A 13,840-nucleotide genomic window follows, 5' to 3' on the forward strand; every position below is an offset into this window, starting at 1 on the left:
TTATTCATTATGATTTATAAGCTTATATTGTAGATGCTTCTTGCTGAATAGCTTCCCATAAATGACATGATACTTGATGGGTTGCTGTCACCGTATCGAGTGTTGGTTGCTCTTCTGCACATTTGTCTGTGGCAAAACGACAACGTTTATGGAAGGCACAGCCACTCGGAGGATTCACGGGACTTGGAACATCCCCTGTTAAAATAATTCGTTCCTTTGTATCAAAAGGATTTTCCTTAGGGATAGCTGATAACAAAGCCTGTGTATAGGGGTGTTGAGGGTGATCATAAATTTCTTTATATGTGCCCATTTCAACAATTTTGCCTAAATACATCACTGCAATGCGATCACACATATAATTCACTACATTGAGATCATGTGAAATAAAAATATAGGTTAAACCAAAATCTTTCTGTAAATCTTTTAATAGATTGATTACTTGTGCCTGTACAGATACATCTAAGGCGGATACAGGTTCGTCACAAACAACTATATCTGGTTGAAGTGCAAGCGCCCGTGCAATATTAATGCGCTGCCTTTGTCCTCCTGAAAACTCATGGGGGTAGCGCTTTGCATGATAAGCACTCAACCCTACTGTTTCTAGTAGCTCCATGACACGCTTTTTACGTGATGATTCATCACCTATCCCATGTATCACTAATGGTTCAGCAATTAAATATTCAATCGTTTTACGAGGATCTAGGGATGCATAGGGATTTTGGAAAACCATTTGTATCGATTTTCGTGCAGAGCGAATATCCTTCGTATTTAAGCTTGCTAAATTGGTTCCCTTAAACTCAACGATACCCTCGGTTGGTGCTATTAACTGGTTGATTAAACGAGCAACCGTCGATTTCCCACAGCCCGATTCACCCACAATCCCAAGTGTTTCTCCTTTAAATAATTCAAAGCTTACTCCATCTACTGCTTTCACAAATTGTGTGGACTTTTTAAAAGGAATTGAGCTCTTAATAGGAAAATGCTTTTTTAAATTATTTACCTTTAAGATCAATTCATTGGGCTGTTGCATGAAAAACCCCCACCTTTCTAGCGACAATTTGATCTTTTGATTGCAAATGGCAGGCTACAAAATGATTGTCCTGGACTTCCACTAAATCGGGTATTGTACTACGGCATAGATCCGTTGCTAACGGGCAGCGAGCTGCAAAATGACAACCGCTTTGTGGCATGGTTAGATCGGGTGGACTTCCTGGGATGGCTGGCAACCTTTGCTGTCCTTGTGTCCCCATCGTAATCTGCGACTCTAATAATCCCCAAGTATAAGGGTGTAATGGTTTTTCATAGAGCTGCCTTGTTGTAGTCGACTCCACTGTACGGCCTGCATACATGACATTCACTTTGTCACAAAGCTCCCAAACTACACCTAAATCATGCGTAATCATAATAATGGCCGTATCATGTTCTTGCTGTAATTTTTTCATCAAATCAAGAATTTGAGCCTGTACAGTTACATCCAATGCTGTAGTGGGCTCATCAGCAATAAGTAGCTTTGGATTACAAGCAAGCGCAATAGCAATCATGACACGTTGACGCATTCCACCTGAAAATTCATGAGGATACATTTTCAAACGCTTTTCTGGCTCCGGAATCCCTACCATTTTCAGCATATCCACAGCTTTTATTGCTGCATCCTTCTTGGATATATGCTCATGAGCTTGGATCACTTCAAAAATTTGATTGCCCACTGTTAAAACGGGATTTAGACTCGTAATAGGGTCTTGAAAAATCATCGACATTTCATTACCTCTGACATTCCGCATTTCCTTTTCTGAAATCCCTATTAAATCACGCCCATTAAAACGAATTACTCCGTTCGTTATTTTTCCTGGCGGAGATGGAATTAAACGCATGAGAGCAGTGGCAGTAACACTTTTTCCCGATCCAGACTCACCAACAATTCCTAGTGTTTCCTTCTTATTTAATTGTAAATTAACTCCATTAACAGCTTTCATTGTAGAGCCACCACTCTTAAATTCTACTGTCAAGTTTTCTACATCTAGTAAACGTTCAGTCATGACGCCATCCCCTTTCATTAAACTTTCATTTTCGGATCTAATGCATCACGTAATCCATCTCCTAACAGGTTTATACCAAGGACTGTTAATAAAATACAGATACCTGAAAATGTCGCCATTTGAGGATTTAATACTAAAAAGTCTTTACCATCCTTTAAAATGCTACCCCATGAGGCTGTTGGAGGCTGTACCCCTAACCCTAAAAAGCTAAGTGCAGCCTCCGAAATAATAGCGCCTGCTGTACTCATCGTTCCATAGACAATCAATGGAGCTAAACAGTTGGGTAGTATATGACTAAAAATGATACGTGAATGTGTAGCCCCTAAAGAATGCGTCACCTCAATAAACTCTTCTTCTTTAACACTTAAAACCTGACCACGAACAAGCCTAGCAAACCCTGGTATATTGGCTATACCAATGGCGACTATAACGTTTACAAGCCCTTGTCCTAATACCGTCATTAACGTAATAGCTAATAAAATAAATGGAAAGGCGAAAAGGCCATCCATCGTGCGCATGATAATGGAATCACTACGGCCTCCAAAATATCCCGCAACAAGACCGAGTAATGTCCCAAACACAGCACCAAATAACACTGCTGCAATTCCAACAATCATAGATATTCGGGTTCCATAAACTAAACGACTAAACAAATCTCGACCATAGTTATCGGTTCCAAGCAAATGTCCATCGGTATTCATGGGTAAAAATGATTTACCAACAGTCATTTCATTTGGTGGGTGGGTTGCAATTAATGGAGCGAAGATAGCAACAATGGCCATCAAGGATACAATCACTAACCCAATTGTTGCTAATTTATTTTTAAGCAACTTTCGTAACAATGTATTTCTTTTTCTAGTTTCATTGACAACTGCTTGAGTCATTGTTATTTCTTCCCTCCATTCGATTCTAGATTGACCTTTGGATTCACAACCTTATACAACACATCAACGATTAAGTTAATAAGGACAAAGATAAAGGCAATGAAAATAACTGTACCTTGTACAACGACAAAGTCACGTTTATCTATCGCATCTACAATCAGTCGACCCATCCCAGGCCAGCTAAAAATCGTTTCTGTTAAAACGGCACCACCTAGTAAATTAGAAATTTGCATACCTAGTACCGTTAAGATTGGCGTTAAAGCATTTTTAAACGCATGCTTCCCAATAACCAAATATTCTTTTATGCCCTTAGAACGTGCTGTTTTAATATAATCTTGTGAAATGACCTCTAACATACTCGAACGTGTAATACGTGCGAATGTCGCCATTGGAATTGTTGCTAAAGCAAAGGCTGGCAAAATTAAATGCTTTAAATATGACCAAAAACCTTCACTCATATTCCCCATTCCAGTCGCAGGGAACCAGCCAAGATTGACACTAAAGAATAAGACAAGCATGATTCCCAACCAAAAAATTGGCATGGATACTCCTACTAGTGACACAAGCATGACCACATAATCAATGATCGTATTTTGTTTTCTAGCTGCCAATATACCTGCGGGGATTCCAATTACGACAGCTATTAATAAGGCTGCTAGTGCAAGTACAACTGTATTTGGGAATCTTTCGATAATAAGCCCCAACACAGACTCACTATAAGAATAGGAATAACCCAAATTTAACTGCGCTAAGTCACCTACATATGAAATAAATTGTGAAGGCATTGACTTATTTAATCCCAGCTCTTCTCTTAAATTCTCTACATCTTCCACACTAGCCTGGGGACCAAGCATGACAGAAGCCGGATCACCGGGAATCATTCGCGTGATAATAAATACGATGATACCAACTACTAACAGTGTTGGAATAAGGTTTACTAACCTTCTTAAAATAAATGAGCCCATCTTATTAAGACCTCCTTTTCATTATTAGAATCATTGGTTCATATTGTGAATAACTAAATACTACACCTAGCGATAATTATTTGTAAATATATTTTTTCTGAATTTTTTTAATTTTATATTTACTTCTTGTTTACAAATGTGCTACTTTTATTTCGAACCTACCATTTTTGAATCAACGGTTCATATTGTGAAACATAATAAAGGAGGCTAGCACGAATGAAGAAAATAAACGTAAAAAAATCTTTCCTACTTTTCTTTTTAACTTTAATGATTGCTGTTTTAGCTGCTTGTGGTGGGAATACAGAAAAAAATAACTCATCAGATGAACAAGATGGAGAAGTTACTTCTGGAGGATCATTAAATGTTGGTCTTTCAGCGAATGCCAAAACGTTTGACCCGATCAAATATACAGGGGTTTATGAATCACAGGTAATGCGTCAAATGGGTGATACTTTAGTTGTTTATAACAAAGATCTGTCGGATATCATTCCCTCATTAGCAACGGAATGGAAAGTATCAGATGATATGTTAGTTTATACGTTCCAATTACGTGAGGGTGTAAAATTCCAAAAGGGACAATACCAAGATGGTCGTGAGATGACAGCTGAAGATGTGAAATATTCATTAGAACGTTCTGCTAAAGAATCGGCTATGAATCGTCTTAGTGGCGTGACAGAGGTTAAGGTACTATCTGATTATGAAGTAGAGATTCACTTAGCTACTCCTAATGCTGCCCTACTTGCTATGCTAACTGATGCTGGGAATATCATTATTCCAAAAGAAGAGATTGAAGGATGGGGCGATAAATTTTCTGAGCATTTCATTGGCACCGGTCCATTCCAGTTAACAGAATGGAAAAAAGACCAAGAAGTAAAACTGGCACGCCATGAAAATTATTGGGGAGACAAGCCAAATCTCGACCATTTAGCAATGAAATTTATCTCCGACCAAAATATGATGACCAATGCATTACGTTCAGGTGATATTGATATCGCGATGGACGTAAAAGGCCAAAATCGAGAAATTATCAATCAAGATAGTAATCTTGAGCTGTTAACAAATCCGGGCTTATCCATTGTTTACCTGGATCTCAACAATAAAGTAGGCCCAACTGCTGATAAGCGTGTACGTGAAGCCATTTATATGGCAACAAATGTTGAGGAAATCATTTCTGGTGTTAATCAATGGGGTGGCGGTGATGTTTCCTATTTACCTTTACCTCCAGGTTCTTGGGGTTATGATAAATCCTTAGTCGATATGGTACCGAAATATAATCCTGAAGAAGCTAAAAAATTATTAGCGGATGCCGGCTATGCTGACGGCTTCAAAACAGAGATTTACGTATCAGAGGCACGTGTTCCTTACGCAACGATTTTCCAAAGTCAATTGAAGAAAAATTTAAATATAGATGTTGAAATTAAAGTCCTTGAATGGGGTACTTACAGTGATACAGTAGCAAAGGGCAATGCTCCAATGAATATTGGTGGTTGGACTTGGTATCCAGATCCATATTTCTTCCTCTATCAATTATTCCACACAAATCAAATCGGAGCGTTAGGTAATGGTAAAGGCTACAGCAATCCAGAAGTTGATAAATTATTGGAGCGTGCTGTATCCGAAACAGTCGTACAAGAAGAACGAGCAAAACTATACCAAGAGGCATTAAAACTTATACTAGCGGATGTTCCACGTATCGAATTAGAAGCAACGCAAACTGTTGCAGGCGTAAATAAACATGTACAGGGCTTTGAAGTTTCAGCTGATAACTCTGTTCAAATTGTTCATCCAAATGGTACGAACGTATCCCTATCAAAATAACTCAACTAGAAAAGTGGAGATTCTTGTCTCCGCTTTTCTCTTCATAAGGAGAGATCTGATCCGATGACTCGATATATAAATGGGCTTGTCTTTAACTCTGACACTCGTAGCTTTGATAAACAGTCATTCCAAGTGCAAGGAGAATATTTCGAACAAGCTACACTTACTGCCGAGAATGAAATAAATTTAGATGGCTATTATATTACTCCTGGCCTTATCGATAGTTGTTCACAAATTGGTTTAGCTGAAATTGGCATTCGTTGGGAAGGTGATGATAGCTATGAATTTGAATCGCACTTACAATATTCAGTTATTGATGGTATTTACCCCTTTGATGGTGCCTTTCAAAAGTCTGTCTCACATGGGGTTACAGCATCGCATATTGTTCCTTCTCCCAAAAGCTTAATTGGTGCCAAAACGGCTATCATTCATCATACACATACAACTGTAGATGAAATGATGATTGCAAAAGATGTTGCATATTCCTTTTCTATTGGACACCAGGCAAAAAGTACATTTTTTGCTGAAAAGAAAAAGCCATTGACTCGTATGGGCATCGCTAAAATCTTAAGGGACACACTCCAACAAATTCAACAACAGGAACCTTCCATTCATAAGATTGTTGTACGGGCCCATAAAGCTGTCGATATTGAATTAATTCATCGACTACAACAAGAATTTAATAATGCTTTTGACTTTCATATTATTCATGGCACGGAAATTCCTCTTGTTGAAGAAACAGCTTTCCATACGGTTATTGCTGGGCCGACATTCCGTTATATTGAGCATAATGAGATGATGGAGCTGTCACCAAAGCTGTATCATCAGCTATTCACTCAAACAATTCCATTTGTTTTTTGTACAGATCACCCTGTTAGTAGCACATCCCATCTGACATTAGAAGGTTGTTTAGCTGTTAGAGAAGGTATGTCACGCTCCGATGTTCTCTATACTTTGACAACAGGTGCTGCTAATTTCCTAGGCATTGCCCATAAAACAGGTGCTATTCGTGATGGCCTTTATGCTGATTTTGTGATTTGGGATAAGCACCCATTAAATTTAGATGCACAGGTTATCGCTACTTTTATTAAAGGGGAAAAAGTTTATGCAACGGAAGAAGGTATGTCAAAATGATAATTTATCATCATGCAACGTTTCTCACAGTCAATGAACAAAATGATTTTTTTGAACAGCTATGGGTTGAAGATGGACGCATTGTTTATGTAGGGCCAGCAAAAGAAATACCCCCTTATGCGCACTTAATCGATCTACAGGGAGCATATGTCACACCAGGATTAATTGATATCCATGCACATGTAGGAACATGGGCAGAAGTAACTGAAGATATTAATGATGCTAATGAATATAGCGAACCATTTACGCCGCTTATGCATGCTTTAGACAGTGTTGATATTCGCCATTTCTCCTTTCAGCATGCCCTCGAAGGTGGCGTGACAACTGTACAAACTGGTCCGGGTAGTGCCAATGTTATTGGTGGTATTTGGAGTATCCTGAAAACAGCAGGTCCCACTCTCGCTTCTCGCGTCCTAGTAGAACGAAGTGGATTAAAAGGAGCATTAGGGGAAAATCCAAAGAACGTCTTTGGTAATCAATATAAACGAAAGCCAATGACCCGTATGGCGATTGCTCAACTGCTACGGGATGGCTTCCAACGGGCTAGCCTGCTGAATGAACAGGAGCAAGCTGAAGAGGTATTCCGAAATTCGGAATTACGACCATTTATTGAGGTACTCCGTGGTGAAATGCCCCTTCGTCTTCATTGCCATAGAGCAGATGATATTATGACCGCTATACGAATTGCCAAAGAATTTAATGTGAAGCTCCATTTAGAGCATTGTACAGAAGGCTATCTCATTGTTGATGCAGTAAAAAATAGTGGATTCCATGCAACGCTTGGTCCCTATATGTTAACCCCATCTAAATATGAAACCCGGCATTCTACACCAGCTATTGCTGCGATATTTAAAGAGCATAGTATTCCTTTTGCTATCATGACGGATCATCCCTTTGTACCCATTCAGTACTTAAAGTATTGCGCCTCTGAAGCAATTCGTTATGGGTTAGATGAACAAACAGCCTTAAAAAGCATTACGATACATGCCGCTAAGCTTGTACAGCTTGATCATCGAATTGGTAGTCTTGAGGAAGGTAAAGATGCTGATTTTGTTGTGTGGTCTCACCCTATTTTTGAAACGGAAGCGAAAGTACTACAAACCTATGTAAACGGAGAAAAATATTTTGAAGCGGAGGAAGCACAATGGAACACTCAAAAATTGCCATTGTAACTATTGGTCAAGCTCCTCGTAAAGATATGGCGGAGGATATTCAGCATTTAAAACAAGATGGCCTCCATGTTCATGAATTTGGTGTCCTTGATTCCCTATCTCCATCTGAAATTTCAGCGCTATCTCCCTCACAGGAAGACACTGATGTTTTAGTGACTCTCCTGACAAATGGTCAGCAGGTAAGGTTAAGTAAAGCAAAGCTCATGCCTTATATTCAGCAATGCCTTCATGATCTCCATGGCTTTACTTGGATTTTACTAATGTGTACAGGCGATTTTGCCAATAAACTATCCATTAAAAATCTATTACTCCCGGATCGTATGATGACTAATTTAGTGAAAGGCCTTCATACGGAATTAGCCATAGGTTTAATAGGCCCTGAGCCTGATCAACAAATAACGGTTGCAGAAAAATGGCAAAAAGCTCATTTTGAAGTGAATTTCTCTGCAAGTTCACCTTATCACTTTAATGCACACGATTTATTAGCAAAGGCACAGCAATTAGAATACGATGGTGCTGATTTGCTCATTCTTGATTGTATGGGCTATTCCACACCGATGAAAAATATGATTAAACATCAACTGAATATACCTATCATCGTTCCACGTGAAGCTGTTTTTACTATATTAAAGGCAATATGTTAATATCCTCTACTGAGGTGATTGATTTTCACTGAGAGTGGCGACACTCAAAGTGAAAATCAAACCCCATTAGACTCGCTTATTAAAATAAGGTAGCTGCTCCACAAATGACTTCGTTTCCTCATCTCCATACTCATGAACTAATGCATAAATTTTCATCAATCTTAAATCAATTTCATCATTTTCTCTATCTAAGTGATATTGGATATACGGTAACTGTGCACGCCATGCATTGGAAATTTCTAACAACTGCATTTGCTGAAAAATTTTCTCAAAAACATCTAATGCTTGTCGATCCACATTCAGTTCAAAATTCCAAGGCCCTGCATATGGATTCGTATAATAGGTTCTATTGGCAAGTGAAAAATATACACGTTGACGATCCATCATTACGATTCACTCCTTTTCCCATAGTATGGAGAGAATGATGTTGTTTTATTCTTTGGAATGTCAAACTTCCTTCACAATTAAAATGTCCATATCACTTATAATAAGTATGATGAACAAAGAACGGAGTGAGTATGATGAGTTTAACTACGCTCTTAATCGTCGCAATCATCATCGTTATTATTATCACTATTGCGACAGTTATCAGTGTCAACCGTGCCTATGCTTTTAAACATACCGTTGATGAAAAACCTAAACAAAGCTATCATCAAGAGGAGAACTAGCAAGTCATTCATTACTTATAAATTTTATTAATTGAATTTGGAGTGAAAGCAATGGGTGTACCATTACCAATTATTATTATGATTGCTATGATGATGTTAATGTTCGGTCTTTCTGTCATTTTCATTATCAAGAAAAAAAATAATATCTTTACGCAAACAATTGACGCAAAGCCAGAACAATTTCCATCGCAACAAGAGGAAGAACAACGATGAAATATCCCTTTATTTGGCTCATTAAGTTTTATAGAAAATACATCTCGCCAATGACGCCACCTACTTGTCGTTTCCATCCCACATGTTCTTCTTATGGCCTCGAAGCTTTTCAAAAGCATGGGGCGCTAAAAGGTTTTATTCTAACTATTACACGTATATCCAAATGCCATCCTTTTCATCCTGGTGGCTTTGATCCAGTGCCAGAAAAATGGCCTTCGAAAAAGAATTAATTTTCGGAGGTCATTTTTTCTTGTACTTTTTGAAGTTGTGCGTTATTATAATAACTGTTCTAAAAAATAAATCGTAATGGTTACTATTTAAGAAAGGGATTATATTATATGAAAAAAGTTTATGTATTATTGCTAGTCACAGTTTTTGCCCTGTTTACCGCTGCTTGCGGAGATCAATCATCTACTTCCCCAAAATCTTCTAATGAGACGGATAAATTAACAATTTATACTACTGTTTATCCTTTAAGCTATTTTGCACAGCGTATTGGCGGTGATTTTGTTGATGTCTCTTCTATTTATCCGGCTGGTGCCAATGAACACACATTTGAACCAACTCAAAAAGATATGATGAAATTAGCAGATGCCGATATCTTTTTCTATATTGGCTTAGGACTAGAGGGCTTTGTTGAAAATGCTAAAAAAACATTAGCGAATGAAGATGTCACAATGGTGGCAACTGCCGATGAAGTTTCAGATGAAAAATTAGCTACAAGTACAGGTCATGTTCATCCAGAAGAAGATCACCATGATCACGCTACAACTGAGGAAGAACACGATCATGCGGAAGAAGAACATGGACACGATGATCATGAGCATGGCGATATAGACCCTCATGTTTGGCTGTCTCCAACAATTAGTCAGGATTTAGCACTTGCTATTAAAAACACGTTGGTGGAAAAAATGCCTGCTCAAGAATCTACTTTTAATCAAAATTACGAGGCATTGGTAAAAGAATTACAAGATTTAGATGGTGAATTTAAAGCAATGGCTGATCAAGCACAAAATAAAACATTTTTTGTATCTCATGCAGCATTCGGCTATATTGCAGGTCAATACGGTCTAACACAAGTACCTATTGCTGGCTTAAATTCTCAAAATGAACCATCACAAAAAGAACTAACATCGATTGTTGATAAAGCTAATGAATTGCATATTCACTATATTTTATTTGAACAAAATGTCTCTTCTAAATTAGCAGAGGTCATTCAAAAAGAAGTTGGTGCAGAATCACTTGTATTGCATAATTTAAGTGTATTAACGGCCGACGATGAAAAAAATAAGGAAACTTACTTCACATTGATGAAGAAAAACATTCAAACATTAGATAAAGCTTTAAGCAGTCAATAATTGATTGAAAGAAGGAGGTGCCCCGAAATTGGATGGGACACCTCCTTTATTATGACGTATTTTTCTTGCGGTATTCGTTTTTCTGTTCGCTCAATCGATAGGAACCGCTTCGTTGTTTGGGACACTTGAATATCTTTTGAATGAGGCACTAGGAAAGCCACCATACTTTCTACTAAAATCGTTGCCCATTCATTAACATCAAAAGAGTCTATAGTGTTTAAATCGTTCTGGTTTTGTGAAACAAGTTTTGTAGGCTTTTCTATGAATGGTTTGTTGGCTAGCCTATTTTCGTCCATTATAGATATACCCTTATTTGGATTAAAACCTTCATGCAAAGGCGTTGTTACACTTTGTCTTTTTGTTACTTCCTGCATTTCAGAATATTTCTCACTTGTTGCAGCCGGGAAGCTTGCATAATCCCATGTATGATCCTGTGATAATTGGCGATCCGACACTAGAAAGTATTGATAACGTACTTCCCCCTTCCGGTCAGGTAATGGATCATCCCACGTCACATCGATATGATACCAATTATGATCAAGTTTCACTAATACCCAGGCATGGAGCTGTTCGCCCACTTTTCCAGGTACATATTGCACCTCAAAGCCCAGCATTTCTAGCATTCGATAAAGCACTAATGCATATGCCTGACAGACTCCCTTATTTTCTGTCAGTAGCGTGTAAGGGGAATATTGACTTCCTTCTGTTTCTTTTGAATATTCCGCAGTTAGAACAATAAAATCATGTGCAGCCTGTAATTTTTGTATGTCGCTTAATCCTTGCATAGGTGCAATAATATCCGTCAATGATTGTTCGACAATTGCTTCCTCTGTTTGTGAATGATGATAGGTAAATGTAAAAGCAATAGCTATATTTTTGTTATAACCATCATACTTCCATTTAAAGCTAGAAATATTAGTATAAATATAAGAGTTTTGAATCGCACCTTTCGTAATGTCTGTTAGTTCATCTTTAATATCAGATATGTCACCAGTATAGTAAATAGAGAATTCCGTTGATAGCTGCGTAACTTCTTTATTAATGAGAGATTGTAGTGTTTTAATTGAATCAGCAGTTGCTACATCATCTTTTTCATAGTTTGCAAAAACTTGCACATGACTCATTTGTAGAACAAATAATATAATGACAGCATTATATATATATTTCCTCATATGAGTCATTCTCCTTTACTAAATAGTTTATGCCTCTCCTTTTTTATTATGTTAATGAATGACTAATTTCATGCTAAAAGTTCAAATATTTACAAAATAAAAAGAAGCCTAGTGTACAAAAGGCTTCTTTTTTACATGTATTTTATTGTAGTAATTTTCGTCTAAGCAGCTTATCTGCTCCGTTTCGTGGGAGACTGTTTGTTATAATAATTTCCTTTGGCAACTTATATTTAGCCAGCCTCTGTTGACAGAAAGCTTGTAATTGTTCGACTGATACTTGTTCATTCAACACAACAAAAGCAACCGGTACTTGTCCCCATTGCTTATCATCGGCACCACATACACCCGCTTCCTTAACAGCTGGATGCATGAGCAGCACATTCTCTATTTCTGCAGGATATATATTTTCTCCACCAGAAATTATCAAATCTGCTCTGCGATCTATGACAAATAAATAACCATCTTCATCTAGATAGCCAATATCTCCCGTATGCAACCAGCCATCTCGCGTGGCGCTTTTTTGTGCAAAACGGCCGATATAGCCAGGTGTAACATGGGGTCCTCTAATACAAATTTCTCCTTCGCCTTGCGCGTTGGGTTCTACAATTTTGATTTGATTAAAAAATAAAGGCTTTCCGGCAGAGCCAATTTTCCGAATCGCATCCTCACTTGCTAATGTAGCTGTTTGCGAGGAGGTTTCCGTCATACCATACGTTTGAGCTACAGCTAAGTTTAACGTATGTGCTCTCGATAAGTAATCAGCTGGCACTGGTCCTCCACCAGCAAGCATTAATTTAAAACGGGAGGAAGCTTTAGCTTTATGTTGCTCCAACGTATGTAAAATTCTTTCCAACGTCACAGCTACAACTGACATATGCGTTACTTCACCATTCATAATATGATGCGTAATAGCTTCTACATCAAAATGATCATATAAATAGACTTGATTGCCATATAACAGTGAACGCACTAATATTGAAAATCCACTAATATGGAATAATGGAACAGCACATAGCCAAACATCATCAGCCTGTAGGCCAATATTTAAAACCGAGGCCGTTGCACTAGCCTGATGGTTACCTACCGTTTGACGGACCCCCTTTGGAAAGCCTGTTGTCCCAGAGGTATACATAATCGTTGTTGTTTGATCCAAAGGCCATTCCTTTCCGATATCGAATGCACCTTCTTCTCCCTCTTCAATCGTTGAAAATAAATAATGAGCCGTATTTGCAGGCAACTTATTTACATCTTCATCCGCAATCAATACGGCAACTGCCTCAGAATCCGCCAACTGGTAACCAAGTTCATCCTGTGACAATCTACGATTTAGCATAACCATCTCACATTGTAGATGCAAGCAAGCATACATGGTGATTACAAGCTCTGGTTTACTTGGCCCCATGATGGCAATTCGATCACCCCGCTTTATACCCAGTCCCACTAATTGGCGAGCACGCTTACTAGATAAATCATTCAACTCTAAAAAAGTCCAACTTTGTTCTTTATAAGTTAATGCCTTACGTAACGGTGTTAAATAGGCACGCTGTATAATCCAATTCGGATACATATTTGTCACTCCAATCACCCTACATCTTAACGCTTTACCCTAGCGCTTGTCTATTCGTGATGCATTTGCTTTTAAAACGCTATAATTTTGTTTTATCCATCACTTTTGTGTTTTTATCCGTCACTTTGCTTCTACGCCACTCCCAATTTCCCAGGCATACAAAAAAGCTCGTATCTCTAATAGATACGAGCTTTACAAGCACCCTAGCT

15 protein-coding genes are annotated in these 13,840 nt (G+C 38.1%); 8 read left to right on the forward strand and 7 right to left on the reverse strand.

Annotated features, from left to right (window positions below):
* Window positions 1-22: 22 nt before the first annotated feature.
* The 4 genes from MKX57_RS18595 to MKX57_RS18610 are packed head-to-tail and all read right to left on the reverse strand — an operon-like array spanning window position 23 to window position 3,885.
* The gene (locus MKX57_RS18595; RefSeq protein WP_008180368.1) at window positions 23-1,030 is read right to left on the reverse strand and encodes a dipeptide ABC transporter ATP-binding protein; all 1,008 of its coding nucleotides are present in this window, start codon (window positions 1,028-1,030) and stop codon (window positions 23-25) included.
* A complete protein-coding gene (locus MKX57_RS18600; protein WP_043990724.1) occupies window positions 1,014-2,036 on the reverse strand; it encodes an ABC transporter ATP-binding protein in 1,023 nt (340 codons plus the stop codon). Before MKX57_RS18600 ends, MKX57_RS18595 begins: the two co-directional genes overlap by 17 nt.
* A gap of 17 nt (window positions 2,037-2,053) precedes the next feature.
* A complete protein-coding gene (locus MKX57_RS18605; RefSeq protein ID WP_008180364.1) occupies window positions 2,054-2,920 on the reverse strand; it encodes an ABC transporter permease in 867 nt (288 codons plus the stop codon).
* Window positions 2,921-2,922: 2 nt separating this feature from the next.
* A complete protein-coding gene (locus tag MKX57_RS18610) occupies window positions 2,923-3,885 on the reverse strand; it encodes an ABC transporter permease (protein ID WP_008180362.1) in 963 nt (320 codons plus the stop codon).
* Window positions 3,886-4,101: 216 nt separating this feature from the next.
* On the opposite strand from MKX57_RS18610, the gene MKX57_RS18615 reads away from it, so the two are divergent.
* The 4 genes from MKX57_RS18615 (at window position 4,102) to MKX57_RS18630 (ending at window position 8,653) form a co-directional block, all read left to right on the forward strand.
* The gene (locus MKX57_RS18615) at window positions 4,102-5,703 is read left to right on the forward strand and encodes an ABC transporter substrate-binding protein (protein ID WP_089985597.1); all 1,602 of its coding nucleotides are present in this window, start codon (window positions 4,102-4,104) and stop codon (window positions 5,701-5,703) included.
* Between the two features lie 63 nt (window positions 5,704-5,766).
* Complete coding sequence (locus MKX57_RS18620; RefSeq protein WP_342550520.1) at window positions 5,767-6,837, forward strand: amidohydrolase family protein; 1,071 nt, start codon at window positions 5,767-5,769, stop codon at window positions 6,835-6,837.
* Entirely contained in the window at window positions 6,834-8,009 is a 1,176-nt protein-coding gene (locus tag MKX57_RS18625; protein WP_089985595.1) for an amidohydrolase, read from the forward strand. The genes MKX57_RS18620 and MKX57_RS18625 overlap by 4 nt, the downstream gene beginning before the upstream one ends.
* Complete coding sequence (locus MKX57_RS18630; RefSeq protein ID WP_089985593.1) at window positions 7,982-8,653, forward strand: AroM family protein; 672 nt, start codon at window positions 7,982-7,984, stop codon at window positions 8,651-8,653. The genes MKX57_RS18625 and MKX57_RS18630 overlap by 28 nt, the downstream gene beginning before the upstream one ends.
* Window positions 8,654-8,719: 66 nt before the next feature.
* On the opposite strand, the gene MKX57_RS18635 is transcribed toward MKX57_RS18630, so the two are convergent.
* Window positions 8,720-9,037, reverse strand: coding sequence for a hypothetical protein (locus MKX57_RS18635; RefSeq protein WP_008180353.1), 318 nt, complete (start codon window positions 9,035-9,037; stop codon window positions 8,720-8,722).
* A gap of 134 nt (window positions 9,038-9,171) precedes the next feature.
* Here MKX57_RS18635 and ytzI point away from each other — a divergent pair, with 134 nt between their 5' ends.
* The 4 genes from ytzI to MKX57_RS18655 all read left to right on the forward strand — a co-directional run bounded on the left by ytzI (window position 9,172) and on the right by MKX57_RS18655 (window position 10,892).
* Window positions 9,172-9,321 carry a YtzI protein gene (ytzI, locus tag MKX57_RS18640; RefSeq protein ID WP_225316113.1) on the forward strand — a complete coding sequence of 50 codons (150 nt, stop codon included), beginning with the start codon at window positions 9,172-9,174 and terminating at the stop codon, window positions 9,319-9,321.
* A gap of 51 nt (window positions 9,322-9,372) precedes the next feature.
* Entirely contained in the window at window positions 9,373-9,534 is a 162-nt protein-coding gene (locus MKX57_RS18645) for a hypothetical protein (RefSeq protein WP_008180350.1), read from the forward strand.
* On the forward strand, window positions 9,531-9,764 hold the full coding sequence (gene yidD / locus MKX57_RS18650) for a membrane protein insertion efficiency factor YidD (RefSeq protein WP_008180348.1): 234 nt from the start codon (window positions 9,531-9,533) through the stop codon (window positions 9,762-9,764). The genes MKX57_RS18645 and yidD overlap by 4 nt, the downstream gene beginning before the upstream one ends.
* A 108-nt stretch (window positions 9,765-9,872) precedes the next feature.
* Window positions 9,873-10,892 (forward strand): zinc ABC transporter substrate-binding protein, encoded by a 1,020-nt coding sequence (locus tag MKX57_RS18655; protein ID WP_107922370.1) that lies wholly within the window; start codon window positions 9,873-9,875, stop codon window positions 10,890-10,892.
* Here MKX57_RS18655 and MKX57_RS18660 read toward each other — a convergent pair.
* Both MKX57_RS18660 and MKX57_RS18665 read right to left on the reverse strand, forming a co-directional pair.
* Window positions 10,886-12,064: a transglutaminase domain-containing protein gene (locus MKX57_RS18660; RefSeq protein WP_043990723.1), complete on the reverse strand. Its 1,179-nt coding sequence runs from the start codon at window positions 12,062-12,064 to the stop codon at window positions 10,886-10,888. The two genes, MKX57_RS18655 and MKX57_RS18660, sit on opposite strands and share 7 nt — an antisense overlap.
* A 142-nt stretch (window positions 12,065-12,206) precedes the next feature.
* Window positions 12,207-13,631, reverse strand: coding sequence for an o-succinylbenzoate--CoA ligase (locus tag MKX57_RS18665; protein WP_090003233.1), 1,425 nt, complete (start codon window positions 13,629-13,631; stop codon window positions 12,207-12,209).
* Between the last annotated feature and the right edge of the window lie 209 nt (window positions 13,632-13,840).

Source organism: Lysinibacillus sp. FSL M8-0216, from assembly GCF_038595555.1.
Classification (GTDB): Bacteria; Bacillota; Bacilli; order Bacillales_A; family Planococcaceae; genus Lysinibacillus; species Lysinibacillus fusiformis.

What these genes read in the sequence shown, in the direction of transcription:
- MKX57_RS18595 (WP_008180368.1), bottom strand. Translation starts at nt 1,030, where the DNA reads ATGCAACAGCCCAATGAATTGATCTTAAAGGTAAATAATTTAAAAAAG.
- MKX57_RS18600 (WP_043990724.1), bottom strand. Translation starts at nt 2,036, where the DNA reads ATGACTGAACGTTTACTAGATGTAGAAAACTTGACAGTAGAATTTAAG.
- MKX57_RS18605 (WP_008180364.1), bottom strand. Translation starts at nt 2,920, where the DNA reads ATGACTCAAGCAGTTGTCAATGAAACTAGAAAAAGAAATACATTGTTA.
- MKX57_RS18610 (WP_008180362.1), bottom strand. Translation starts at nt 3,885, where the DNA reads ATGGGCTCATTTATTTTAAGAAGGTTAGTAAACCTTATTCCAACACTG.
- MKX57_RS18615 (WP_089985597.1), top strand. Translation starts at nt 4,102, where the DNA reads ATGAAGAAAATAAACGTAAAAAAATCTTTCCTACTTTTCTTTTTAACT.
- MKX57_RS18620 (WP_342550520.1), top strand. Translation starts at nt 5,767, where the DNA reads ATGACTCGATATATAAATGGGCTTGTCTTTAACTCTGACACTCGTAGC.
- MKX57_RS18625 (WP_089985595.1), top strand. Translation starts at nt 6,834, where the DNA reads ATGATAATTTATCATCATGCAACGTTTCTCACAGTCAATGAACAAAAT.
- MKX57_RS18630 (WP_089985593.1), top strand. Translation starts at nt 7,982, where the DNA reads ATGGAACACTCAAAAATTGCCATTGTAACTATTGGTCAAGCTCCTCGT.
- MKX57_RS18635 (WP_008180353.1), bottom strand. Translation starts at nt 9,037, where the DNA reads ATGGATCGTCAACGTGTATATTTTTCACTTGCCAATAGAACCTATTAT.
- ytzI (WP_225316113.1), top strand. Translation starts at nt 9,172, where the DNA reads ATGATGAGTTTAACTACGCTCTTAATCGTCGCAATCATCATCGTTATT.
- MKX57_RS18645 (WP_008180350.1), top strand. Translation starts at nt 9,373, where the DNA reads ATGGGTGTACCATTACCAATTATTATTATGATTGCTATGATGATGTTA.
- yidD (WP_008180348.1), top strand. Translation starts at nt 9,531, where the DNA reads ATGAAATATCCCTTTATTTGGCTCATTAAGTTTTATAGAAAATACATC.
- MKX57_RS18655 (WP_107922370.1), top strand. Translation starts at nt 9,873, where the DNA reads ATGAAAAAAGTTTATGTATTATTGCTAGTCACAGTTTTTGCCCTGTTT.
- MKX57_RS18660 (WP_043990723.1), bottom strand. Translation starts at nt 12,064, where the DNA reads ATGAGGAAATATATATATAATGCTGTCATTATATTATTTGTTCTACAA.
- MKX57_RS18665 (WP_090003233.1), bottom strand. Translation starts at nt 13,631, where the DNA reads ATGTATCCGAATTGGATTATACAGCGTGCCTATTTAACACCGTTACGT.